Source organism: Bacillus sp. AK25 (assembly GCF_048270685.1).
Classification (GTDB): domain Bacteria; phylum Bacillota; class Bacilli; order Bacillales; family Bacillaceae; genus Bacillus; species Bacillus altitudinis.
This window is the reverse complement of sequence record NZ_JBLUWC010000001.1, coordinates 2,348,527-2,371,970: the sequence shown is the minus strand read 5'-3', so window position 1 is coordinate 2,371,970 and position 23,444 is coordinate 2,348,527. Positions and strand designations below refer to the sequence as shown.

Here is a 23,444-nt window from a genome sequence, read left to right as displayed (position 1 = left end):
TATGATTCTTTCGATTCATTTTAAATAAAGGTGGAGTGAGGCACTTGTTACATCAGTTTTCAAGAAACGAGCTTGCCATTGGCAAGGAAGGCTTAAATATATTAAAAAGCAGTACAGTTGCAGTGCTTGGAGTAGGCGGCGTAGGTTCTTTTGCAGTAGAAGCCCTTGCTCGTTCAGGTGTTGGCCGTATTGTTCTTGTTGATAAAGATGATATTGATATTACAAATGTAAATAGGCAGCTGCCAGCTTTGCTATCAACGGTTGGTCAGCCTAAAGTTGACTTAATGCAGTCAAGAATTGCTGACATCAACCCAGAATGTGAAGTTGTTGCGCTCAAAATGTTCTATACAGAAGAAACATATGAACAATTCTTTGAGTATCCACTTGATTATGTCATTGATGCATCAGATACAATTCATTATAAAATTCATTTAATGAAAGAGTGCCTGAAACGCGATGTGAACATTATTTCGAGTATGGGTGCTGCAAATAAAACAGATCCGACACGTTTTAAAATTGATGACATCTCGAAAACACATACAGACCCAATTGCGAAAGTCGTCAGAACACGCCTGCGGAAGGAAGGCATTCGTAAGGGAATTGAAGTTATTTTCTCTGATGAAAGTCCGATTGTCATTCGTGAAGATGTGAGAAAAGAAGTTGGAAATGATGAAGCGAAAATTCGTAAGGCACAAATGCCGCCATCATCCAATGCGTTTGTTCCATCTGTGGCTGGACTGATCATGGGTGGTCATGTCATTATGAAACTGTTAAAAGATATTCCGATTACACGTGTGAAAGATAAATAAACAGCCCGCCTGCTAATATGCAGGGGGCTTTTTTTATTTCTGGCGTTTTAAATTCTCATAGACCTGTTTCAATGCACCTTCAAATTTCCCGGTTTGCTTCGGTAAATAATATTGCTTGTTTTTCAGCGGGTCAGGTAAATATTGCTGCTTCACCCAGCCATTTTCATAATCGTGCGGATATAAGTAATCGGCGCCCCTTCCAAGTGCTGCTGCTCCTTTATAGTGGGCATCTTTTAAATGAACAGGAACTTCACCAATTTTCCCCGTGCGAATATCATGCAGTGCCGCATCAATCGCTTGGTAAGCGGAGTTTGACTTTGGAGAAAGACACAGTTCAATCACGGCATTAGCGAGTGGAATTCGTGCTTCTGGAAAACCAACTCTCTCAGCTGTTTGAACAGCGCTTAACACACGTGGACCTGCCTGCGGACTGGCTAGGCCAATATCTTCATAAGCCATCACAAGTAATCGTCTCGAAATGCTTTCAAGGTCTCCCGCTTCAATGAGTCTTGCAAGGTAATGAAGCGCAGCATCTGCGTCAGACCCTCTAATGGATTTTTGAAAAGCCGAGAGGACATCATAATGGGCATCACCGTTTTTATCATGCGAGAAGCTCTTTTTTTGTAAACATTCTTCTGCTGCAGCTAGAGTGATCGTGATCTGTCCAGAATCATCCGCTTTTGTCGATAAGACGGCTAGTTCAAGCGCATTTAAAGCGGAACGCACATCTCCTCCGCATCCATTTGCAAAATGATTCATTGCCTCCTCATCAACTTTGACCGAATAACCGCCAAGCCCGCGATGTTCATCCTGTAAAGCCCGAGATAATGCAGTTTTAATTTGCTCTGTTTCCAGCGGCTTCAGCTCAAATATTTGTGTCCGGCTGCGGATGGCTGGGTTAATCGCATGATACGGATTAGCTGTTGTCGCGCCAATTAAAATGATCATGCCATTTTCTAAATACGGAAGAAGGAAATCCTGCTTCCCTTTATCGAGTCTGTGAACTTCGTCTAAAATCAAGATGACCTGACCACTCATTTTCGCTTCAGCGGCGACAGCTTCCATATCTTTTTTGTTATGAATCACCGCATTCAATGTACGGAAGGCAATGCTTGTACTGCCAGCGATTGCAGTTGCAATCGATGTTTTGCCGATTCCCGGCGGTCCGTATAAAATCATCGAGGACAAATGTTTTGCCTCGACCATTCGTCTAATAATTTGACCTTCTCCAACGAGATGCTCCTGCCCAATAATGTCTCCAATATGACTTGGGCGCATCCGATACGCTAAAGGTTTCATGATTATCTCTCCTAAAGCAATGTCTTGTTTGTATAGAGTACCGAAATTTCTTCAAATAGAAAAGGGATGCGTCCTCGTTTTGAGCTCAGAACCCGCAAATGAAAGTTGGCTAAAAGTATGATATAATTGCTTTTGGTCTATATAAGCGTATATGAAATCAGAAAAATAATTGATGACATAGAAATAGAAAACGCAGAGGTGTTTAACTTGAAAATTTCTACTAAAGGCAGATATGGTCTGACGATCATGATCGAATTAGCCAAAAAACATGGCGAAGGCCCTACATCATTAAAATCAATCGCTCAAAACAATGATTTGTCTGAGCATTATTTAGAGCAGCTTGTATCACCACTTCGCAATGCACGTCTTGTGAAAAGTATCCGAGGAGCGTATGGCGGCTATGTGCTTGCCCATGAGCCAAACGAGATTACAGCCGGTGATATTATTCGTGTATTAGAAGGACCTATTAGTCCTGTTGAAGTGATCGAAAACGAAGAGCCAGCAAAGCGTGCACTTTGGATTCGTATTCGTGATGCAGTAAAAGACGTACTAGACAATACAACTCTTGAAGACTTAGCAAGCTATAAAGATGATGAGGATCAAGAGGCGTATATGTTCTATATTTAGATCAGAGGTGTACCGGAAATGGAACGTATCTATTTAGATCATGCAGCCACAACGCCGATGGATCAGCGAATTGTGGACAAGATGATGCCATACTTTACAGAGATATTTGGCAATCCCTCTAGTATTCATTCATATGGGCGCGAGGCAAGAAAGTGGCTCGATGAAGCAAGGGAAGTCATTGCAGGAGAATTACACTGTAAGCAACAGGAGATCATCCTCACAAGCGGTGGAACAGAGGCAGACAACTTGGCCATTACAGGTGTGGCAATGGCAAGGCAGCATGAAGGAAAACATATCATCACAACAAAAACTGAGCATCATGCAGTGCTGCATACATGCGAACGCTTAGAGCAGCTTGGTTTTGATGTGACGTATTTAGATGTGGATCACACTGGAATGATTCATCTTGATCAATTAAAACAAGCATTAAGAGACGATACAATTCTTGTGACCATCATGTACGGCAATAATGAAACGGGTGTGATCCAGCCAATCAAAGAAATTGGTCAACTTTTGCATGATCACGCTGCTCATTTTCATACAGACGCTGTACAGGCATTTGGGACAATATCAATTGATGTCACAGAACTTCATATCGACCTCTTATCTGCGTCCGGTCATAAACTAAATGGCCCGATGGGAACAGGCTTTTTATACGTCAATGAGCGTGTAAAACTTTCTCCGCAGCTATTCGGAGGAGAACAAGAGAGAAAACGCCGTGCTGGCACTGAAAATGTGGCGGGAATCATTGGACTTGCAGAAGCAGTTCAATTAACAAAGCAAAATAGAAGAGAAAAAGCAGTGCATTATGGTAAGCTCAAAGAAGCGATGCTGCAAGTATTCGAAGAGGAATCACTCAATTTCTCTATCAATGGACATCCGAAAGAGACATTGCCGCATATTTTAAATGTCCACTTCCCGGGCGTTTCTATTGAATCGTTACTTGTGAACTTAGATATGGAAGGGATTGCTGTTTCAAGCGGGTCAGCATGTACGGCTGGATCTGTCCTTCCTTCGCACGTATTAAGCGCCATGTATGGTGAAGAAGCAAAAGAACTGACATCCTCAGTCAGAATTAGCTTCGGTCTTGGAAATGAAGAGGAACATGTGAAGCAGGCGGCGCATAAGATAGCGGCTGTCGTCAAACGCCTAGCCAAATAAATGCTCCCCTTTTGTTCGTGTGTGAAAAATGAAACAGCAGGCACCTGAAGAACGAAACGCGCACGTTGTTTCATTGAAATTGGAGTTGATGAAGATGACAAAAAGACCTGAAGACACAAGAGTTGTGGTCGGCATGTCCGGAGGCGTCGATTCATCAGTTGCTGCGCTCATGTTAAAGGAGCAAGGCTATGATGTGATCGGCATATTTATGAAAAACTGGGATGACACAGATGAAAATGGTGTATGTACAGCAACGGAGGACTATGAGGATGTCATTCGTGTTTGTAACCAGATTGGAATCCCATATTATGCAGTAAATTTCGAGAAACAGTATTGGGACAAAGTGTTTCAATATTTTCTTGATGAATATAAAGCAGGTAGAACGCCGAATCCAGATGTCATGTGTAATAAAGAAATTAAGTTCAAAGCATTTCTTGAGCATGCATTGTCGCTTGGAGCGGATTATTTGGCAACAGGCCACTATGCCCGTGTCGACAGAACCGGCGATGAAGTGAAAATGCTAAGAGGTCTTGATACAAACAAAGACCAAACTTATTTCTTGAATCAGCTGACTCAAGAACAACTTGATAAAGTGTTGTTCCCAATCGGCGATTTAGAGAAAAAAAGAGTGCGTGAATTAGCGAAAGAAGCAGAGCTCGCAACAGCAACGAAAAAAGATTCTACGGGCATCTGCTTTATAGGGGAAAGAAACTTTAAAACGTTCCTTAGCCAATATTTGCCTGCACAGCCCGGTGTGATGCAGACAATGGACGGAGAAGTAAAAGGTGAACATGATGGACTCATGTATTACACGATCGGTCAACGCCAAGGACTTGGCATTGGCGGAAGCGGTGATCCGTGGTTTGTTGTTGGGAAGGACTTAGAGAAAAATATCTTATTTGTTGAACAAGGCTTCCACAATCCGCTTTTATACTCTGAAAGTATTTCAGCTGTTAACATCAGCTGGACTCGTCCTCATATTGTCGGTGAAAACGGTGAACTCACATGCACAGCGAAATTCCGATACCGTCAAGAAGACCATCATGTAAAAGTCAAAATGACAGGTGAGCAGGAAGCAATGGTGATCTTTGATGAACCCGTTCGTGCTGTCACTCCAGGACAAGCTGTTGTTTTTTATGATGGCGAAGAATGTCTTGGCGGCGGGACCATTGACGATGTCTTTAAAGATGGCCAAAAGCTATCGTATGTGTAACATGTGTTAAAAACCTCAACGTCGCTGTTGAGGTTTTTTAATGAAAGGATGAAGAGAGCGAATGAATCATAACGAAATCGGTATTGAAGCTTTAAATCAGGGGAACATCGAACAGGCAGCTGAAGCTTTTACGAAAGCCATTGAAGAAAGCCCAAAGGACCCGGTTCCATATATTAACTTTGCGAATTTACTTTCAAGTGTTCATGAATTTGAACGTGCATTGAACTTCTTTCAAAAAGCCATTGAACTTGATCATACAGCAGCTGCAGCCTATTACGGAGCAGGAAATGTCTATACGATGAAAGAAGACTTTATGAAAGCGAAAGACTATTTTGAGCAAGCACTACAAGCTGGAATGGAAAACAGTGATTTGTTTTATATGTTAGGGCAGACACTGATGAAATTAGAACAGCCAAAGCTTGCGATGCCTTATCTTCAGCGTGCAGTTGAGCTAAACGAAGAAGATAACGAAGCAAGATTTCAATTTGGCATGTGCTTAGCGAATGAACATCTGCTGGAAGAAGCTGTCGCAGTCTTTACTGAAGTGATTACGCGAGATCCGCAGCATGCAGACGCCTTTTATAATGCAGGCGTTGCGTATGCGTATTTAGAGAAAAAGGACGAAGCGCTTGAAATGCTAGGAAAAGCCATTGAGGTGCAGCCTGATCATATGCTTGCATTGCATGCGCAAAAGCTGATTCAAGAGGCAGAATAACCGGAAGGAGGGAAGACCTGTGCAGGAACATCCAGATCAAATGAAGCTTGAAGACGAACCGTTTTTAAAAGGGACGGTTCAAGCCGTTATTTTCCATAACGAAAGTAATTTATACTCGGTGTTAAAAGTAAAAGTCATTGAAACATCAGAGAATTTAGAGGAAAAAACAGCATCTGTCACAGGCTACTTCCCAGCGCTTCATGAGGAGGAAACCTACACCTTCTATGGCAAGGTCACAAGTCATCCGAAGTTTGGCGAGCAGTTTCAAGCCACTCATTTTCAAAAGGAAGTCCCTACAACAAAGCAAGGCATCATTCATTATCTCTCTAGTGACTTGTTTGAAGGGATTGGAAAAAAGACGGCGGAAGAAATCGTCGGCAAGCTTGGCAATCAGACGCTTCATCAAATTATGCGTGATCCGTCTGTTTTGTATGACGTCCCTCGCCTGTCAAAAAAGAAGGCAGATAAGCTGGCTGCCGCACTTCAGGAGCATCAAGGGCTTGAGCAAATCATGATCAGCCTGAATCAATATGGCTTTGGTCCTCAGCTTAGTATGAAGATTTACCAAGCGTACGAGAGTGAAACGTTGCAGAAAATTGAAGAAAATCCTTATCAGCTCGTCAAAGACGTCGAGGGGATTGGATTTATTAAAGCAGATGAACTTGGCGCTAGAACAGGGATATCTGGAAATGATCCAGAACGCATTCGTGCAGCCCTTTTGTATACCGTTGAGACAGCAAGCCTGCAAGACGGTCATACGTACATACAAACGAAAGATCTGATCATCGAAACCCGTAAATTGCTGAATCAAACCGGCAATGACTACAAAGTGACTGAAATGGACGTTGCCAATCAGATCATTGCCCTTGGTGAAGGGAAAGACATGATCATTGAAGATGATCGCTGTTATCATCCGTCGCTCTTTTATGCGGAACAAAGTGTTGCAAAACGCATTCAAAAAATTGTCGCTCAAACGGAATATGCAGATCAATTTCCTGAATCAGAATTTCTGCTCGCACTCGGTGAACTGGAGGAACGGCTTGGTGTCCAGTATGCACCAACCCAAAAAGAAGCCATTCAAAAGGCACTCATGTCTCCAATGCTGCTTTTAACAGGCGGACCGGGTACAGGGAAAACGACGGTCATTAAAGGGATTGTCGAGCTTTACAGCGATCTTCACGGCGTATCTCTTGACCCGGGTGATTATAAAAAGGATGAAGCATTTCCGTTCGTGCTTGCCGCACCAACAGGACGTGCTGCGAAACGAATGACAGAATCCACTGGACTGCCTGCTGTGACCATTCACCGGCTGCTAGGCTGGAATGGATCAGAAGGCTTCTCACATGATGAAGACCAGCCGATTGAAGGAAAGCTTGTCATCATTGATGAATCGAGTATGCTGGATATTTGGCTGGCGAACCATTTGTTTAAGGCGATCCCAGATCATATTCAAGTCATTATGGTTGGAGACGAACATCAACTTCCATCTGTCGGACCTGGTCAAGTGTTAAGAGACCTGCTTGCGTCACAAGCTATACCGGCAGTTACACTAACTGATATTTACCGGCAGGCAGATGGTTCAACAATTGTTGAGCTTGCGCATGATATGAAAAATGGTGTTTTGCCAAAGGATATTACTGCACGCTCGAAGGATCGATCCTTTATTCAATGCTCTAGTGACCAAATGAAAGAAGTCATCGAGAAAGTGGTCAGCAATGCTGCTCAAAAGGGTTATTCAGCAAAGGACATTCAAGTACTTGCCCCGATGTATAAAGGAAAAGCAGGCATTAATGAACTGAATAAAATGCTTCAGCAAATTTTGAATCCTAAAAAGCCAAAAGGAAGAGAAATTCCTTTTGGTGATGTCGTCTACCGGACAGGTGATAAGGTACTTCAGCTTGTCAATCAGCCCGAGAATAACATTTTTAATGGAGATATTGGCGAAATTGTCTCGATCTTTTATGCGAAAGAAAACACGGAAAAAGAAGATATGGCGGTCATCTCCTTTGATGGAAATGAAATCACGTTTACGAAAAAAGATTTTCATCAATTTACACACGCTTATTGTTGCTCGATTCATAAATCCCAGGGCAGTGAATTCCCAATCGTGGTGCTGCCAGTCGTGAGAAGTTATTATCGAATGCTTCGAAGAAATTTGCTCTACACGGCCATTACACGAAGTAAAAAGTTTTTAATTTTGTGCGGCGAGGAATCAGCATTAGAGTGGGGCGTGAAAAATAATGAAGACTCCCTCAGACAAACGTCTTTAACCATGCGTCTTACTGAAACGGGAGAAATCATGGACGCTGAGCTAGCAGCCCTCCAAAAAGAACTTCCTTTCAGCGTACACGATGCCAATATCGGCATGGAGGGAATCACCCCGTTTGATTTTATGCAAGAGTAAATGGCTTCCATGGAAGCCATCATATTGTTAAACAAAGGGCTAAAATGAACTTGATTTTAGCCCTTTGTTTTTTTCAGCGTGAAAGAAAACCTTTGCAGTCTAGGAAGGACGAGTACTGGCGCGGAACGAATTTGACATTCGTGTGCACCAGCACGCAGGACTGACAAAGAATGCGAGGGTTTGTCTACACGCTGATGGCTTCCTTCATGGAAGCCATTTCTTCGTATGAGTCATAGAGGAAACGCACACGATAAGACTGTTCCGAAAAGGTGGTTGATCACATTTTGAGAACATGTCGAGAGCTTGAAGGACTGACGATCTATACAGACGAGCTGTCTCATTCACTTGGATCGATCAAAGATATTTGCTTTTTAGCCGGCGGCAGCTGCGGAGGATATGTATTAGATGGGAAAAAGAAAGACTGTGCTTTCATTCCATTCTCAGCTGGTGACAAACTGACAGACAAAGGTCTATATGTGAGCTACCAGAAGGGAGTCGAAAAAGATGCCTCCGCCCCATCCTTCTTCTTTTCGAAATTAAAAAAGAAAATGATCCGCACGCCAGATGGTGAAACATTAGGTGTTTTGGAAGATGTATACTTTTGCATGAATTCGGGCACAATCGTAGCATATGAACTTTCGGACGGCTTCTTTACAGAGCTATCAGGGATTCGAAAGCAGCTGCATGCTGCCGGAACCTTGATGGATGTTCAAAAGGAAGCACTTGTTCTAAACCGAACGTAAAGAGGTGCTGAATATGCTCATTTGCCCAAATTGCAAATGTAAAGACATCGGAAAAATTGGGGTCAATCAATATTATTGCTGGGGCTGTTTTATTGAATTGACACTGTCAAAAGGCAAAATATCTACTCACCAAGTGGAGGAAGACGGTACACTAAGCAGTTTAGACGACCTGTTTAGTGACGATGAACGTTCAATTCAACTATAAGTGTTAAGGGGGAATTTCGAATGGGCAAAATGACTTCTTCACTATTAACGCTTGGTGCAGGTGCACTCGCATATCACTTTGCAAGTCGATATGATATGCCATCTAAGCGGGATATGAAAAAGATGAGAAAACGAGTTATGCGAATGCTTTAAACAAAAAGGGACATCCACCATGAGCGGATGTCCTTTTTTTATGCTTGCCTGTACTCTAATCTCCGTGCAAGTATAGACAAGCTGAAGTTGACAACAAAATACATCATGGCCGCCAAGAGGAAAATAGGAAGTAAATAAGATTGGCTTTGACCATTTAAAATCTGCGCGTGATGCAATAACTCTGGAAGGGCAATCACAACGGCAAGCGATGTATCTTTTAAAAGAGAAATAAATTGACTGACAATCGGCGGTACCATTCGGCGTAACGCCTGTGGCATGATAATCATTTTTAATGTTTGAATATAGGTTAAACCAGAGGATCTGGCCGCTTCGATTTGTCCCTTATCAATTGATTTTAACCCACTGCGAATGATTTCTGACAGCATGGCGGATTCAAACACGGTTAAAGCCGCAATGGCAGAGGCGGTGATGCTCAGCTTAATGCCGATTTCAGGCAGGGCGAAATACGTAAAAAAGATGATCAGCAAAAGCGGTAGGTTCCGAACAGTTTCAACAATGGCCGCAAGCACCTTTGATAAAATAGGGATTTGTGCGAACCTCAATGTGCCAACGACTAATCCGATGATAAAGCTTAAAATGATGGAGATAAAAGCCACTTTTAAGGTGACAGCAAATCCTTCAAGTAAAAAGGCGAGATGATCGGGCTGGTAGGCACCTATAAAATCCATTGTGTTTCCTCCTTTCTAGTGGCTTCGGGCTAATCTTTTTTCTAAATAACCAACGCCTAGACTAAGCGGAATGGTCAATATAAGATAGAACATGGCAACAAAGATGTATACATCAAATGTCACAAACGTTCTCGAAGCGATAAGGTCTCCTTGGTACATCAGATCAAACCCTGCAATGACACCTAAAATAGACGAGTTTTTCACAAGGTTGATAAACTGATTCCCAAGTGGTGGAATGACAATTTTGATGGCCTGCGGCAGAATAATATATCGCATCGTTCCGCCATATGACAGACCAGAAGCTCTAGCTGCTTCCATTTGTCCAAGCGGTACAGCTTGTATACCTGCACGAATGGCTTCAGCGATAAAAGCAGACGTATAAATGGAGAGGGCAATGGTTCCTGCTGTAAAGCCATCTGCCACAATGCCAAGTACCGGTAAACCAAAAAAGAACACAAAGGTGATCAATAATAACGGAATATTCCGAATAAATTCCACATAAGCCGTCCCTAACCAGTTGAGCGGCCTTAGTGGCGCAATTCTCATGATGGCAATGAGTGTACCGATGAAAAAGCTTCCAATCAACGCAATGACACTTGCACCAATCGTATATTTAAACCCTTCTAAATAAAGATGGAAGTTCTCAGTTAAAATGGAAAACCGCAGCAATCAGTTCACTTCCTTCCTAATCAACAGAGGAGCCGGCAAGCGGCTCTCCTGAGGGTGTTGAGGTTGATCGAGTCAATTGATTATTCTTTGATCCATTTTTTATGAATCTTGTCATACTCTCCATTGTCTTTTAATGCCTTTAACGCTTTATTAATGGCTTCTGTTAATTCTTCATCGCCTTTTTTCACAGCAATGCCATATGGTTCATCGGTAAATGTTCCGCCAACGACTTCATAATTTGAATCTTCGTCTGCCATGCCAAATAAAATCGCATTATCAGTTGTCAGAACTTGCCCTTGATTTGATTTTAAGGCTGTAAAGGCTTCTTGATAATTTTCAAACTCCAAAACGGATGCTTCTGGTGCTTTTTCGCGAATGTTATGAGAAGAAGTGGACCCTTTCACTGCAAGCACCTTCGTACCTTTTTTAAGATCATCAATCGATTGAATGTCGCTGCCTTTTTTCACAAGCAGTGATTGTCCTGCTTCAAAGTATACGTCTGAGAAATTGACCTCTTTTTTACGCTCTTCTGTGATCGTCATTGTGGCAACAATGGCATGAATATCGCCTTTTTGCAGTAAAGGAATCCTTGTTTTAGATGTCACTTCTTTAAATTCTGCTTTTCCTTCATCACCGAGCATTTCTTTAGTGATCGCTTTTGCGATATCAATATCAAACCCTTCGATATCCCCACTGCTAGGATTTTTTAGACCAAATAAACGAGTATCATTTTTCACACCGAAAACGATTTTTTTGTCTTTCTTAATGGCTTCTAATGAGCTGCCTTGTTTTGCATCGGTTGAGCCTTTCTCGGCAGAGCCGCAGGCAGCGAGAGCGATCATACAGCAAGTCATCAACAGTAATAGGCCAAAGCGTTTCATTTTTTTCATCAAATTCATTCCCCCTAGTGATTTAAAATACGGCTTAAAAAGAGCTGAGCGCGTTTCTCGCGCGGTTTTTCATAAAAGGCAGCTGGTGTAGATTCTTCAAGAATTCTTCCTTCATCAATAAACACAATACGGTCTGCGACTTCACGGGCAAACCCCATCTCGTGTGTGACAACGACCATTGTCATTCCTTCCCTTGCCAGCTGTTTCATCACATCTAGCACCTCACCGATCATCTCTGGATCAAGAGCTGATGTTGGTTCATCGAAAAGCATGACCTCAGGTTTCATTGCAAGTCCCCTTGCGATTGCCACACGCTGCTGCTGTCCTCCTGAGAGTCTAGAAGGGTAGGTGTCTGCTTTTTCAGGAATGCCAACTTTATTTAAATAAAATTCAGCTGTTTCCTTTGCTTCTTCTTTGCTCACTTTTTTAACCTTCATCGGCGCAAGCATAATGTTTTCAAGCACCGTCTTATGCGGATAAAGATGGAAGTGCTGAAACACCATCCCGATATTTTGCCTGATGAGATTGATGTTGGTTTTCGGATGCTGAACAGACACTTGATTGACAAGGACTTTTCCTTCATCAATGCTTTCAAGACGATTGATACATCTGAGCATCGTGCTTTTTCCAGACCCTGAAGGACCGATGATCACAACAACCTCACCTTTTTGAATATGTAGGTTAATGTCCTTAAGTACATGGAACTGGCCGTAATGCTTGTTGACTTCTTCGAATGTGATCATGAAGAACCTCCTCTTCTAATGATTGAGCTAAAGCGGATTCTAGCATAAATGAGGCAAAAATAAGAAAATAATGGAATGTTTTCTAACGAGATTTTACAGTAAACAGTGACTTTGGATGGAGCCGTATGTTTCATGTGTATTCATTTTTAACAAAGTTAGGACAAATTTTATTTACATGGATAATTGCAGAAGTTGGTCAAACAATAAGAAGAGAGGTGAAAAAGGTGAAGAAACGTCCGATCGAGTTTCTAATATATGCTGCAGGTGTACTGCTTGTCCTTGCGTCTTTACTCATTTTGGTTCAGCTCGACGAGTTATGGATGCCTATTTTTTTATTGCTTAAAGCGGTTTTGATCCCGCTTCTTATCGCTATTTTTATTTCTTATCTTCTTTATCCAATTGTTGAAAGACTACATAAGCGGGGTTTGCCAAGGACGGTCAGTCTCTTATTGATATATGTGCTGTTTTTTGGCGGCATTGGTTTGGCTGTGTATAAAGGGGCACCGGTTTTAATCGCTCAGTTAAATGAATTGTCGGAGCAAATTCCCATGCTTGCCGAAACGTATAATGGTGCTTTATCACATGTTCATCGTCATACAAGCCACTGGCCTGATGGACTACATGAACGGCTGGATCGTTTTATTGTCCAATCTGAGACGTATGCCGCAAATGGGGCAGAGCGGATGATTCTAAGCTGTAAAGTACTGCTTGATTACGCCTTAGTTGCTGCACTTATTCCGTTTCTTGTTTTTTATATGGTGAAAGATATGAACACGATGAAGCGGGCAGCATGGTATTTAACCCCGCCAAGCTTCCGAAAAAGGGGACATGCCTTTGTGAAAGCAGTGGATGACTCACTTGGGGATTATATTAGAGGGCAATTGCTTGTCTGTTCTTTAATTGGGGGAGCTGCTGCCATTGTTCTTTGGCTGTTCCATATTCCATATCCGCTTGTACTAGGTATGTTAATCGGCGCAACGAATGTTATTCCGTATTTTGGCCCGATTATTGGAGCGATTCCAGCTGTCTTCATCGCTTTTACCATCTCAGTGAAGTCAGTGATCATTGTGCTAATTACAGTAGCCGTGCTTCAATTTTTAGAAAGCAATGTACTGAGTCCGATCATTGTCGGGAGAAGCCTGCATATGCATCCTGTCGTAATCATGCTGGTGTTACTCGCTGGAGGTGAGCTGTTTGGCTTGATTGGGATGATTTTAGCCGTGCCGTCCGCAGCCATTATGAGGGTCATTATTGTGCAATATATTCACATGAGACGAAGCGTTCATTGACAAGACGAGCCGAGTTGTCTATAATAATTTCGATTCATACATATTGAATTCAATGACGGACCCGAGTACGTTAAAAAGCTGTTGCAGAGAGAGGCTTTGTTTGCTGAGAAAAGCCTTATCAGACCTTTAACAGAAGCTAGTCCCGAGTGCAGATAAACACTGCCGCTCTCTTCCGGCGTTATCGGATGTGAAGGTGATAGACGCATATGTCTATAATCAGGGTGGTACCGCGAGAGCATCTCGTCCCTGTGTAAGTAGTTTTTTGCTTGCATAGGGCGGGATGTTTTTTCGTTTGTGTGAAGATTGAGAATAAAAAAGGGAGGATTTATGATGAAAACTTTAACTTCAGCTCAAGTACGTCAAATGTTTTTAGATTTTTTTAAAGAAAAAGGACATGCTGTCGAACCGAGTGCGTCCCTCGTACCGCATGACGATCCAACACTTTTATGGATTAACAGCGGGGTGGCAACATTAAAGAAATACTTCGATGGCCGCGTCGTGCCTGAGAATCCGCGTATTTGCAACGCACAAAAATCAATTCGTACAAATGACATTGAAAATGTAGGGAAAACAGCACGCCATCATACGTTTTTTGAAATGCTGGGCAACTTCTCTATTGGAGACTATTTCAAAGAAGAGGCAATCGAATGGGCTTGGGAATTCCTCACAAGTGACGAGTGGATTGGCTTTGATCCGAATCTGTTATCTGTCACGGTACATCCAGAGGATGAAGAAGCGTATGTTCTTTGGAGAGATAAAATGGGTGTCCCTGAGGAACGAATTATTCGTCTAGAGGGCAACTTCTGGGATATTGGCGAGGGGCCAAGTGGTCCGAATACAGAAATTTTCTATGATCGCGGCGAAGCATATGGCAACGACATGAACGACCCTGAATTATATCCAGGCGGAGAAAATGAACGTTATCTAGAAGTATGGAATCTTGTTTTTTCTGAATTTAACCATAATCCAGATGGTACATACACACCGCTTCCGAAGAAAAACATTGATACAGGAATGGGTCTTGAGCGTATGGTCTCTGTTATTCAAAACGTACCGACGAACTTTGATACAGACCTGTTCATGCCGATTATTCGTGCAGTAGAAACGATTTCTGGAGAAAGCTATGGGGAGTCAAAAGAAAAAGACACAGCATTTAAAGTCATTGCTGACCATATTCGTACTGTTGCCTTTGCCGTCAGTGACGGAGCGCTTCCTTCTAATGAAGGCCGAGGTTATGTGTTAAGACGTTTGCTGCGCCGTGCTGTGCGTTATGCAAAAACGATCCATATCCACCGTCCATTTATGTATGATCTAGTTCCAGTTGTTGCGGAGATCATGAAGGATTTCTATCCAGATGTTCAAGCAAAAGAAGAATTTATTGCAAAAGTGATCAAAAATGAAGAAGAGCGTTTCCATGAGACACTGAATGAAGGGTTAGCCATTTTATCAGAAGTGATCAAAAAAGAACGAGACAATGGCAGCTCACAAATTTCCGGTAAAGATGTATTTAAGCTTTATGACACATATGGATTCCCGGTCGAACTTACAGAAGAATATGCAGAAGATGAGAACATGACAGTCGATCGAGAAGGCTTCCAGCTAGAAATGGAGAAGCAGCGTGAACGTGCAAGAAATGCCAGACAAGATGTAGGTAGTATGCAGGTTCAAGGCGGGGCTTTAGGCGATATTAAAGCAGAAAGTACGTTTATTGGCTACGAAAATTTAACTGCAGATGCTCGTATTATCGAATTGCTTCAAAACGGTGAAATTGTCACAGAAGCTCACGAAGGGGAAACGGTGCAAATTTTATTAGATGAAACACCTTTCTATGCGGAAAGCGGCGGACAAGTGGCGGATAAAGGAACGTTAAAAAGTGCCGAAGCGATCATTGATATCAAAGATGTGAAAAAGGCGCCAAACGGCCAGCATGTCCACGAAGGAGTCGTCGTAAGTGGTACGGTTCAAAAAGGCATTGAAGTCACTGCAGAAGTCGAATCAGCGCTTCGAAAAGGCATTGTGAAAAATCACACAGCGACACATCTTTTGCACCAAGCGCTAAAAGATGTATTGGGCAGCCACGTTAACCAAGCGGGTTCACTTGTGAATGAAAACAGACTTCGCTTTGACTTTTCTCACTTTGGACAAGTAACAAAAGAAGAATTGTCACAAATTGAAAAAATCGTCAACGAAAAGATTTGGGAAGGCATTTCGGTTGCCATTGACCTGAAACCAATTGCTGAAGCAAAAGAAATGGGCGCAATGGCGCTGTTTGGCGAGAAGTATGGCGATATTGTCCGTGTGGTACAAGTGGGTGATTACAGCATCGAGTTATGCGGAGGCTGTCACGTTCAAAACACTGCAGAGATCGGATTGTTTAAAATTGCATCTGAATCGGGTATTGGTGCTGGAACACGCCGTATTGAGGCTGTAACAGGTAAAGGTGCTTATGAAGAATTAAATGATCAGCTTGCGATTTTAGAAAAGGCAGCTAATGAACTGAAATCAAATACAAAAGATGTACCAAAACGCATCGCTTCCTTGCAGGCTGATTTAAAAGAAGTTCAAAGAGAAAACGAATCACTTCTTGCGAAATTAAGTCAAGCAGAAGCTGGCTCTATTTTAGAAAAAGTCATCGAAGTTGGCGGAGTGAACGTGTTAACTGAAAAAGTAAACGCCAAAGACATGAACCATTTAAGAACGATGGTTGATGACTTAAAAGCGAAATTAGGTTCAGCTGTCATCGTACTTGGTGCCGTTCAAAATGGAAAAGTCAACATTTCAGCCGGTGTGACGAAAGACGTCATTGAAAAAGGTCTTCATGCAGGAAAACTTGTGAAGCAGGCAGCTGAAATTTGCGGCGGAGGCGGAGGCGGACGCCCAGATATGGCTCAAGCAGGCGGGAAACAGCCAGAAAAGCTTGAAGAAGCACTGGCAACTGTCGAAGAATCTGTCAAATCCGTTTTATAATCAGTCAATGTAGTGTAGAATAATGGTATTAGATGAGCGGTTAGAAAAAAGCTTGCTAGTAGAATGTTGGAAGAGAGGTGCAAGAAGCAGTGAGTTCATTTGATAAGACAATGAAGTTTAACTTCTCTGATGATTCAGCTGAAACCAATGTGAATGAAGTGCTCATAACAGTTTATGACGCACTCCAAGAAAAAGGATACAACCCGATCAATCAAATTGTCGGATACTTGCTGTCAGGCGACCCTGCTTATATTCCAAGACATCAGGATGCACGCAACCTAATTCGTAAACTAGAACGAGACGAATTAATTGAGGAATTGGTTAAATCGTACTTAGAGACACATAAAGAGGCGTAAAACATGAGAATTTTAGGCTTAGATTTAGGCACGAAAACCCTTGGTGTGGCAATCAGTGATGAAATGGGATGGACAGCTCAAGGGATTGAAACCATTAAAATTGATGAAGCAGGCGGAGATTTTGGTCTCAGCCGCCTGTCTGAGATCGTCTCGCAATATGGAACGGATAAAATTGTCCTTGGTTTTCCAAAAAATATGAACGGTACGGTCGGTCCAAGAGGCGAGGCCAGCCAATCATTTGCGAAAGTGTTAGAAAACACGTACAATGTTCCTGTTGTGCTTTGGGACGAGCGTCTGTCAACGATGGCAGCAGAAAAAATGCTCATCTCTGCAGATGTGAGCAGACAAAAGCGTAAAAAAGTCATTGATAAAATGGCGGCTGTTATGATCCTTCAAGGGTACTTAGACAGCTTAAATTAAAATGAGGTGAATCAAATGGAACACGGAGAAAAGCAAATTACAATCGTTGATGATAATGGAAATGAGCAGCTTTGCGAAGTACTATTTACTTTTGAAAGCGACCATTTTAACAAATCATATGTTCTTTACTACCCAATTTCTGAACAAGATAACGAAGAAATTGAAATTCATGCATCAAGCTTCACGCCAAACGAAGACGGTGAAGATGGCGAATTAGAGCCAATTGAAACGGATGAAGAGTGGGACATGATTGAAGAAACGTTAAATACGTTCTTAGATCAAGAAGACGAAGAAGAATAGAACGAATAAAAGGCCTGTGAAGCAGATGAGAGTTATCTGCATGATCACAGGCCTTTTTATTTATGGAAGCTTTGAAGTGATGGTTAACTTTTGATTATTTCGTTGTGCATTTTGAAAGTTAAGTAAATAAAGACCATGATCAAATGTTAAATGAAAATGATTTTCTTTCTTTAGGGAACCAATTTTTTTGATGGAATCGTTCTTCTTTTTAAGTATCGTGTAACCACTCTTTTTATGTTCATCTGTTTCGACGAAAAATCGATTATGATCATCAATCACGATCGATCCGATACCCGAGTCAGTGTTCTTAATTAGTTTAGATTGTTTTGTGTTTATGTCATAAAAGATTAATTGGCTTTTATTGATTGTTCCTTCCGAGTCAGTAAAAGCCTTCTCGTAAACAAATTGATGGTCGTTAATGAGTTGACTATTATTGATTAAACTTTGATTTAATGGGATTTTTTTAAGCGACTCAGTAGTCAGATTGTAAATGTATGCTTGCTGCTTTCCATTGTCTTTATTAAAAAAGAGAAGCTTATCATTGTGAACAGAGAGATGGGCGTTATTCATTGAGTCTAGTTTAAAGAGCTTTTTTGTCTGCTTTTTTTTGAGATCTTTCATATAAATATGAGTAGCATCCTTTTCTTCATCATGAGATATCCACACTGCACGATGACCTGTTAATTCAAGAGTGTCACTTAATGTCTCCGAAGTGTTATTCTTTTTGATCGACTCTATCTCTTGTGTGCTCAAATTCATGACGTAATAATTCATCTGTCCGCCTAATTCATCACTGTCAATCCAAACGACCCAGTCTTTATTAGCTTTTAAACCTTGAATGGAAGAACGCTCGAAAGTGGTTGTAAATAGTATGTTGCTTTTCTGTGTCTTTCTATTAAATTCAACTACTTTATTTGCCATCTTTGAAGGACTATGGTCATCTACACTTAAAAATAAACGATCTCCAATGGCTGAAACAGAGTTTGTCACAAGATAGTTGAGCATAGTTGTATGACCAAATTCTTTGTCCTCAATTTTAAACTCTATTTTATGATCTTCTGAAACGGTCTTTTTTTGACTACATCCGCCTAGATATAAAAGAGTTACTGAACCAATTAGTATCATTAAAATATAAAAGATTTTACGCAAAATGTGTTTCCTCCAGTATGTACTTTCACTAAGATATAGGTATTAATGAAATATATCCTTATCAAGAAAATAATAGCATTTAGTTAATCAGGAAATAAATAGATCTACAGTTAATTTAAGTTTAATTTAAAGACATGATGTTAATGCCGACATTCAATTTCAAGCCTAGAGGAATTAAAGTTTTATATTAAGTTAATTCTTTTTTACATTCATTATGTCAACTTTAAATTATTTTAAGTTGACATAATGAACTGTACCTTTTACTCTATTTTTAACAATGAATCGAGTGAGGGGTATGAAAATTGAAAATTCACGATATGATGCAAATGGCATTCATGACAGCAGTTATTGGGATGTTAGGATTGATTCCGCCTATTTTTCTTGCGTTTACACCTGTACCAATCACCTTACAAACCGCAGGTCTTTTGCTTGCTGGAGGGCTGTTAAAACCAAAGCAAGCGCTGATTAGTTTACTTCTGTTTCTTCTAATAGTGGCAGCAGGCGCACCTCTTTTATCTGGAGGGAGAGGCGGAATAGGGGTCTTTTTTGGGCCAAGCGGTGGTTTTTTACTTGCTTATCCAGTGGCTGCCTTTATGATCAGCCTGTGGCTGAACCGGCTGAAGAAAGTGACGGCCTTACGACTATTTTTGATCTATGCGGTATGCAGTATCGGGATATTATATATAAGCGGAATTCCCTTTCAAGCTATGATGATGCATATAAAGATCACGCAAGCAGCTCTGTTCAGCGTCATTTATTTACCGGGTGATCTGATCAAAGCAGGGATATGTGCCGTCTTCACGGTGAAAATCATTCAAGCGATGTCATATCGAAAAAGGGACTTACATAGAGGGAGGCGAGCAGTTTGATGAGAATGACGGAAAGCTATGCAGCTCATGCAAAAGTGAAGCCAGGTCAGATGGCGATCATAGATGAAAAAGAGAAGATCACTTATGAAGATTGGCATGAGCGTGTGCAGTCATCTGCACAATGGTTAAAAGAAACGCCTCATCAGCAAAAAAGAGTCGCTTTTTTAGTATCAAATGGTGTTCCGTTTCTCCAACTATTTGCTGGCGCAGCTTCTGCAGGATGGACAGCGGTGCCTCTTGATCCGCGGTGGAGTGACAAGGAATGCGCAGAAAAGCTCTTATTAAGCTACGCGGACCTTGTCATTGTGGAAGATCGATATATCAAAAGGATTGAAAAGTACAAGCTGGATATGCCAGTGCTCTCTTTATCTGAATGGAAAGAAAGAATCAGCCTCAGCATAAATGTTCAATCGAACAAAGGTGAACCGGAGGAAGATCCTGCTTTTTATATGGGATTTACTTCAGGATCAACGGGATCGCCCAAAGCCTTTATAAGACGCCAGCAGTCATGGATCGAGAGCTTTCAAATGACAGCTTCCGTCTTTGGGATCACACATCAAGATCATGTACTGATTTTGGGCACACTTTTATCCTCTCATTTTTTATACGGTGCGATCAGCACACTTTATTTCGGGGGCACCGTGACATTGTTAGAAAAATTTGTGCCAGAGAAAGCAAAGAAAACCTTAGAAAGAGGAGACATCACGGCTATTTATACGGTTCCGACTATGACAGAAGCGTTACTGCAAATGGATGCTTTCGGAAAGAATCCGCTTCTTGTCCTGTCGTCTGGTGCAGATTGGGGAAACTCTTCAAAAAAACAGCTCGTCAACCGCAATCCCCACATCACATTTTTTGATTTTTATGGAACATCAGAATTGAGTTTTGTCTCCTATTTATCTTCAGATGATTTTTTGCAAAAGCCTACTTCTGTCGGAAAGCCTTTTCCTTCTATTCAGGTTGAAGTCAGGAGGGCCGATCAAACCGTTTGCAAGCCAAATGAAATCGGGAGAATTTATGTGAAAAGCCCAATGTCTTTTTCAGGCTATTTACAAGATGAAAAGCCGCCCGAAGAGTGGCTGACCGTATATGACATGGGATGGCTCGACGCGGATGGTTACTTGTATATGAGCGGCCGCGAGAATGGCATGATTGTCTATGGGGGACTGAATATTTTTCCAGAGGAGATTGAGCGTGTGCTGAATGAACAGCCAGAGGTGAATCGGTCAATCGTGATTGGACTTCCTGATCCATATTGGGGCGAAATCCCTGTTGCCATTATTGAGAATGTACAGCAGACAAAAACCATTCGGCAAGCTGTAAAAGCAACATTAGCGGCATACAAAGTACCAAAAAAATGGCTCGTCACGGACAAAATGATCGAAACATCAGGAGGGAAAATCGCTCGTGCCAGTATGAAAAAGTGGGCGGAGGAACAATGATCATGCAAGCCGTGATCGTACAAGCGAAGCGGACGCCCTTCGGTGAGAAAAATGGAATGTTGAAGGATTACCGGCCAGAGCATCTAGCTGCGCCCTTGATCCAGCATTTTTCAAACGTGACCAAGCCAGATGACATCATTTTAGGCAATGTCGTCGGGGGTGGTGGCAACATTGCCCGTCTGTCTTCGTTAGAAGCAGGGCTTTCATTACATATTCCGGGTATGACCATTGATAGGCAGTGTGCTTCCGGTCTTGAAGCCATTAGAACGGCGTGCATCATGATTCAGTCGGGGGAGGGATCAATGTATATCGCTGGTGGAATGGAAAGCATTTCTCGGTCACCAATGAAAGAAAGGGCCCGCTTTTCTCCAGAGTGGATAGGGGACCCTCATATGGGGGAAGCGGCAGAGCTGACGGCGTCGAGATTTTCAGTTGCGAGACAAGAGCAAGATGACTATGCACTTTTAAGCTGGGAACGAAGTATAACCGCATTCAAGCAAGGAACGTATTCAGAAGAAATTGTTCCGATTAGCGGGATGAGTACAGATGAAGCGGCAGCTAAAATAAGACCGATTGCAAGCTTGATAAAGCGGGCAAAACCTGTCTTTTTACCAGGAAAAGGTACTGTGACTGTGACCAATAGCTGTAAAGAAGCAGATGGTGCAGCTGCCGTCGTTGTGATGGAAAGAGCGGAAGCGGAGGCAAAAGGCTTCAGCCCTATGCTGCGGTATATCGGGAGTGCCGTGACCGCTATGGACCCGCATTATCCTGCTGCTTCACCAATTGATGCAATCAAGAAACTTTTACATAAGGAACAGGTGAAGATAGAAGATGTTGCACTTTTTGAAATCAATGAAGCGTTTGCGCTCAAAGTAGTACTCATTGCCCGGACACTAGGTATTCCTTATGACCGTATCAATAAAAGAGGCGGTGCGCTTTGCCTTGGGCATCCATATAGCGCCTCGGGGGCTGCTATGATGGTGAGATTGTTTTACGAAGCCCGTGCCTTACCGAATGGAAGCTATGTCATGGCTGCAATTGGAAGTGGAGGCGGTGTCGGTTTAGCCACACTATGGCAAGTTCTGTCATGACATGCATGAGCAAGTAATTGCCGAACTCCGTCGAATCATGTACTATAAAAGCTAGATGTGAGGAGGGCCATGCATGTTTTCAGAACAAAAGAAACGACCATTTTTTAAACGAAAAATGGGGATCGTCCTGTTATCTGTACTTGCTGTGATCATCATTGCAGCATTATCAGGTTTTTTATATGTAAAATCAGCACTCGGGCCGGTCGATCAAAAAAGCAAACAAACCATTAATATTCATATTCCAAATGGGACATCTGTCAGTGGAATTGCGAGCATTTTAAAAGAAAATGAGCTGATTTCAAATGACACGATTTTCACTTACTATGCAAAGTACAAAAAAGCGTCAGGCTTTAAAGCGGGCTATTTTCATCTCAAACAAACAATGGATGCGGATCAGCTAATTCAAAAGCTGACATCTGGCGGGACAGACTACGCATTTCAGCTTGTGATACCTGAAGGGAAACAGTTGTCTGATATTGCGTCTATTATCGCAAACCAGACGAATTTTTCAGCGAAAGAAGTTGAAGCGAAGCTGGATGATCCAGCCTTTATTAAAAAATTGATGAAAAAATACCCGAAAACGGTGACATCACAAGTGAACGGGAAACAGGTCAAGCATCCGTTAGAGGGATATTTATTCCCGGCGACGTATCCTTTTTATCGTGAGGATGAATCACTTGAAACCATCATTGACACGATGATTAAACAAACAGATCAATATGTAAAAACGTATGAAAAGGACATGAAAAAGAGAAAGATGTCCATCCATGATGTCCTAACGATGGCATCCCTGATAGAAATGGAAGCAACTGAAAAAACAGACCGGTCAAAAATCTCAAGTGTGTTTTATAACCGGTTGAAAAAGGACATGCCGCTACAAACAGATCCAACCGTTCTTTATGCGCTTGGCGAGCATAAGTCCCGTGTTTATTACAAAGATTTAAAAGTGAAATCACCTTATAATACGTATACAAACAAAGGGCTGCCGCCTGGACCTATTGCCAATGCTGGAGAATCTTCTTGGAAAGCAGCACTCCATCCAGAGAAAACAGATTTTGTTTACTTCCTAGCAAAGAAAAATGGGGAAGTCGTCTTTACGAAAACGTTAAATGAGCACAACAAAGCGAAAGCGAAATACATCACAGGCAGCAACTAGCGCTCATGTGAAAGGAAAAAGACTGTAGACAATGGTGAAATTGCCTGCAGTTTTTTTCGTTGTTATATCTATTTTATAGGTTCGCA

The 23,444-nt window shown here is 41.9% G+C and carries 24 protein-coding genes and 1 other annotated feature; of the genes, 18 read left to right on the top strand and 6 right to left on the bottom strand.

All coding sequences use genetic code 11. The annotated features are described in order from the left end of the window. The first annotated feature begins 44 nt into the window (after positions 1 to 44). Positions 45 to 809: a ThiF family adenylyltransferase gene (locus ACNO7B_RS12355; protein WP_417901564.1), complete on the top strand. Its 765-nt coding sequence runs from the start codon at positions 45 to 47 to the stop codon at positions 807 to 809. A gap of 33 nt (positions 810 to 842) precedes the next feature. Here ACNO7B_RS12355 and ACNO7B_RS12350 read toward each other — a convergent pair whose 3' ends face one another. Continuing rightward, positions 843 to 2,108: a replication-associated recombination protein A gene (locus tag ACNO7B_RS12350; RefSeq protein WP_417901563.1), complete on the bottom strand. Its 1,266-nt coding sequence runs from the start codon at positions 2,106 to 2,108 to the stop codon at positions 843 to 845. 207 nt (positions 2,109 to 2,315) lie between these two features. Between ACNO7B_RS12350 and cymR the strand changes: the two genes are divergently transcribed. The 8 genes from cymR to ACNO7B_RS12310 all read left to right on the top strand — a co-directional run bounded on the left by cymR (position 2,316) and on the right by ACNO7B_RS12310 (position 9,328). Next, positions 2,316 to 2,735: a cysteine metabolism transcriptional regulator CymR gene (cymR, locus tag ACNO7B_RS12345; RefSeq protein ID WP_008342713.1), complete on the top strand. Its 420-nt coding sequence runs from the start codon at positions 2,316 to 2,318 to the stop codon at positions 2,733 to 2,735. Between the two features lie 18 nt (positions 2,736 to 2,753). Next, positions 2,754 to 3,896, top strand: a complete 1,143-nt coding sequence (locus ACNO7B_RS12340; RefSeq protein ID WP_417901562.1) for a cysteine desulfurase family protein — start codon at positions 2,754 to 2,756, stop codon at positions 3,894 to 3,896. 94 nt (positions 3,897 to 3,990) lie between these two features. Continuing rightward, entirely contained in the window at positions 3,991 to 5,109 is a 1,119-nt protein-coding gene (mnmA, locus tag ACNO7B_RS12335) for a tRNA 2-thiouridine(34) synthase MnmA (RefSeq protein WP_008342709.1), read from the top strand. A gap of 61 nt (positions 5,110 to 5,170) precedes the next feature. Then, positions 5,171 to 5,824 carry a tetratricopeptide repeat protein gene (locus ACNO7B_RS12330; RefSeq protein WP_057079262.1) on the top strand — a complete coding sequence of 218 codons (654 nt, stop codon included), beginning with the start codon at positions 5,171 to 5,173 and terminating at the stop codon, positions 5,822 to 5,824. Between the two features lie 19 nt (positions 5,825 to 5,843). Beyond that, on the top strand, positions 5,844 to 8,228 hold the full coding sequence (locus tag ACNO7B_RS12325; protein WP_417901561.1) for an ATP-dependent RecD-like DNA helicase: 2,385 nt from the start codon (positions 5,844 to 5,846) through the stop codon (positions 8,226 to 8,228). Positions 8,229 to 8,512: 284 nt separating this feature from the next. Continuing rightward, positions 8,513 to 8,971, top strand: coding sequence for a PRC-barrel domain-containing protein (locus ACNO7B_RS12320; protein ID WP_410685072.1), 459 nt, complete (start codon positions 8,513 to 8,515; stop codon positions 8,969 to 8,971). 13 nt (positions 8,972 to 8,984) lie between these two features. Continuing rightward, the gene (locus ACNO7B_RS12315) at positions 8,985 to 9,176 is read left to right on the top strand and encodes a hypothetical protein (RefSeq protein ID WP_003216308.1); all 192 of its coding nucleotides are present in this window, start codon (positions 8,985 to 8,987) and stop codon (positions 9,174 to 9,176) included. A gap of 20 nt (positions 9,177 to 9,196) precedes the next feature. Further along, positions 9,197 to 9,328: a YrzQ family protein gene (locus tag ACNO7B_RS12310; RefSeq protein WP_008342695.1), complete on the top strand. Its 132-nt coding sequence runs from the start codon at positions 9,197 to 9,199 to the stop codon at positions 9,326 to 9,328. Between the two features lie 38 nt (positions 9,329 to 9,366). On the opposite strand, the gene ACNO7B_RS12305 is transcribed toward ACNO7B_RS12310, so the two are convergent. From ACNO7B_RS12305 to ACNO7B_RS12290, 4 genes are all read right to left on the bottom strand, one after another. Then, positions 9,367 to 10,017, bottom strand: coding sequence for an amino acid ABC transporter permease (locus ACNO7B_RS12305; protein WP_113747140.1), 651 nt, complete (start codon positions 10,015 to 10,017; stop codon positions 9,367 to 9,369). Between the two features lie 15 nt (positions 10,018 to 10,032). Then, entirely contained in the window at positions 10,033 to 10,686 is a 654-nt protein-coding gene (locus ACNO7B_RS12300; RefSeq protein ID WP_417901560.1) for an amino acid ABC transporter permease, read from the bottom strand. An 80-nt stretch (positions 10,687 to 10,766) separates the two neighbouring features. Continuing rightward, positions 10,767 to 11,576 (bottom strand): transporter substrate-binding domain-containing protein, encoded by an 810-nt coding sequence (locus ACNO7B_RS12295; protein ID WP_410685073.1) that lies wholly within the window; start codon positions 11,574 to 11,576, stop codon positions 10,767 to 10,769. Between the two features lie 14 nt (positions 11,577 to 11,590). After that, positions 11,591 to 12,319 (bottom strand): amino acid ABC transporter ATP-binding protein, encoded by a 729-nt coding sequence (locus tag ACNO7B_RS12290; protein WP_007501456.1) that lies wholly within the window; start codon positions 12,317 to 12,319, stop codon positions 11,591 to 11,593. 224 nt (positions 12,320 to 12,543) lie between these two features. On the opposite strand from ACNO7B_RS12290, the gene ACNO7B_RS12285 reads away from it, so the two are divergent. The 5 genes from ACNO7B_RS12285 to ACNO7B_RS12265 all read left to right on the top strand — a co-directional run bounded on the left by ACNO7B_RS12285 (position 12,544) and on the right by ACNO7B_RS12265 (position 17,651). Then, positions 12,544 to 13,608, top strand: a complete 1,065-nt coding sequence (locus ACNO7B_RS12285) for an AI-2E family transporter (RefSeq protein WP_017358104.1) — start codon at positions 12,544 to 12,546, stop codon at positions 13,606 to 13,608. Positions 13,609 to 13,651: 43 nt separating this feature from the next. After that, positions 13,652 to 13,859: a binding site (T-box leader), on the top strand. A 79-nt stretch (positions 13,860 to 13,938) separates the two neighbouring features. After that, complete coding sequence (gene alaS / locus ACNO7B_RS12280) at positions 13,939 to 16,575, top strand: alanine--tRNA ligase (protein WP_079920073.1); 2,637 nt, start codon at positions 13,939 to 13,941, stop codon at positions 16,573 to 16,575. 89 nt (positions 16,576 to 16,664) lie between these two features. Then, the gene (locus ACNO7B_RS12275) at positions 16,665 to 16,931 is read left to right on the top strand and encodes an IreB family regulatory phosphoprotein (protein ID WP_024718370.1); all 267 of its coding nucleotides are present in this window, start codon (positions 16,665 to 16,667) and stop codon (positions 16,929 to 16,931) included. A 3-nt stretch (positions 16,932 to 16,934) separates the two neighbouring features. Beyond that, positions 16,935 to 17,351 carry a Holliday junction resolvase RuvX gene (gene ruvX / locus ACNO7B_RS12270; protein WP_003216519.1) on the top strand — a complete coding sequence of 139 codons (417 nt, stop codon included), beginning with the start codon at positions 16,935 to 16,937 and terminating at the stop codon, positions 17,349 to 17,351. Between the two features lie 15 nt (positions 17,352 to 17,366). Then, positions 17,367 to 17,651, top strand: a complete 285-nt coding sequence (locus tag ACNO7B_RS12265; protein WP_017358102.1) for a DUF1292 domain-containing protein — start codon at positions 17,367 to 17,369, stop codon at positions 17,649 to 17,651. 60 nt (positions 17,652 to 17,711) lie between these two features. On the opposite strand, the gene ACNO7B_RS12260 is transcribed toward ACNO7B_RS12265, so the two are convergent. After that, positions 17,712 to 18,800: a hypothetical protein gene (locus ACNO7B_RS12260; protein WP_410685074.1), complete on the bottom strand. Its 1,089-nt coding sequence runs from the start codon at positions 18,798 to 18,800 to the stop codon at positions 17,712 to 17,714. A gap of 302 nt (positions 18,801 to 19,102) precedes the next feature. On the opposite strand from ACNO7B_RS12260, the gene ACNO7B_RS12255 reads away from it, so the two are divergent. The 4 genes from ACNO7B_RS12255 to mltG all read left to right on the top strand — a co-directional run bounded on the left by ACNO7B_RS12255 (position 19,103) and on the right by mltG (position 23,358). Continuing rightward, the gene (locus ACNO7B_RS12255) at positions 19,103 to 19,669 is read left to right on the top strand and encodes a biotin transporter BioY (RefSeq protein WP_417901559.1); all 567 of its coding nucleotides are present in this window, start codon (positions 19,103 to 19,105) and stop codon (positions 19,667 to 19,669) included. Continuing rightward, positions 19,669 to 21,111, top strand: coding sequence for an acyl-CoA synthetase (locus ACNO7B_RS12250; RefSeq protein ID WP_417901558.1), 1,443 nt, complete (start codon positions 19,669 to 19,671; stop codon positions 21,109 to 21,111). Before ACNO7B_RS12255 ends, ACNO7B_RS12250 begins: the two co-directional genes overlap by 1 nt. A gap of 2 nt (positions 21,112 to 21,113) precedes the next feature. Further along, positions 21,114 to 22,202, top strand: a complete 1,089-nt coding sequence (locus ACNO7B_RS12245; protein ID WP_417901858.1) for an acetyl-CoA C-acyltransferase — start codon at positions 21,114 to 21,116, stop codon at positions 22,200 to 22,202. Between the two features lie 73 nt (positions 22,203 to 22,275). Further along, complete coding sequence (gene mltG, locus ACNO7B_RS12240; RefSeq protein ID WP_268413079.1) at positions 22,276 to 23,358, top strand: endolytic transglycosylase MltG; 1,083 nt, start codon at positions 22,276 to 22,278, stop codon at positions 23,356 to 23,358. Positions 23,359 to 23,444: the final 86 nt, after the last annotated feature.

Coding starts and splice junctions, on each gene's coding strand:
- ACNO7B_RS12305 (WP_113747140.1), bottom strand. CDS start 10,017: ATGGATTTTATAGGTGCCTACCAGCCCGATCATCTCGCCTTTTTACTT.
- ACNO7B_RS12315 (WP_003216308.1), top strand. CDS start 8,985: ATGCTCATTTGCCCAAATTGCAAATGTAAAGACATCGGAAAAATTGGG.
- mltG (WP_268413079.1), top strand. CDS start 22,276: ATGTTTTCAGAACAAAAGAAACGACCATTTTTTAAACGAAAAATGGGG.
- ACNO7B_RS12340 (WP_417901562.1), top strand. CDS start 2,754: ATGGAACGTATCTATTTAGATCATGCAGCCACAACGCCGATGGATCAG.
- ACNO7B_RS12350 (WP_417901563.1), bottom strand. CDS start 2,108: ATGAAACCTTTAGCGTATCGGATGCGCCCAAGTCATATTGGAGACATT.
- mnmA (WP_008342709.1), top strand. CDS start 3,991: ATGACAAAAAGACCTGAAGACACAAGAGTTGTGGTCGGCATGTCCGGA.
- ACNO7B_RS12250 (WP_417901558.1), top strand. CDS start 19,669: ATGAGAATGACGGAAAGCTATGCAGCTCATGCAAAAGTGAAGCCAGGT.
- ruvX (WP_003216519.1), top strand. CDS start 16,935: ATGAGAATTTTAGGCTTAGATTTAGGCACGAAAACCCTTGGTGTGGCA.
- ACNO7B_RS12290 (WP_007501456.1), bottom strand. CDS start 12,319: ATGATCACATTCGAAGAAGTCAACAAGCATTACGGCCAGTTCCATGTA.
- alaS (WP_079920073.1), top strand. CDS start 13,939: ATGAAAACTTTAACTTCAGCTCAAGTACGTCAAATGTTTTTAGATTTT.
- ACNO7B_RS12245 (WP_417901858.1), top strand. CDS start 21,114: ATGCAAGCCGTGATCGTACAAGCGAAGCGGACGCCCTTCGGTGAGAAA.
- ACNO7B_RS12330 (WP_057079262.1), top strand. CDS start 5,171: ATGAATCATAACGAAATCGGTATTGAAGCTTTAAATCAGGGGAACATC.
- ACNO7B_RS12310 (WP_008342695.1), top strand. CDS start 9,197: ATGGGCAAAATGACTTCTTCACTATTAACGCTTGGTGCAGGTGCACTC.
- ACNO7B_RS12265 (WP_017358102.1), top strand. CDS start 17,367: ATGGAACACGGAGAAAAGCAAATTACAATCGTTGATGATAATGGAAAT.
- ACNO7B_RS12295 (WP_410685073.1), bottom strand. CDS start 11,576: ATGAAAAAAATGAAACGCTTTGGCCTATTACTGTTGATGACTTGCTGT.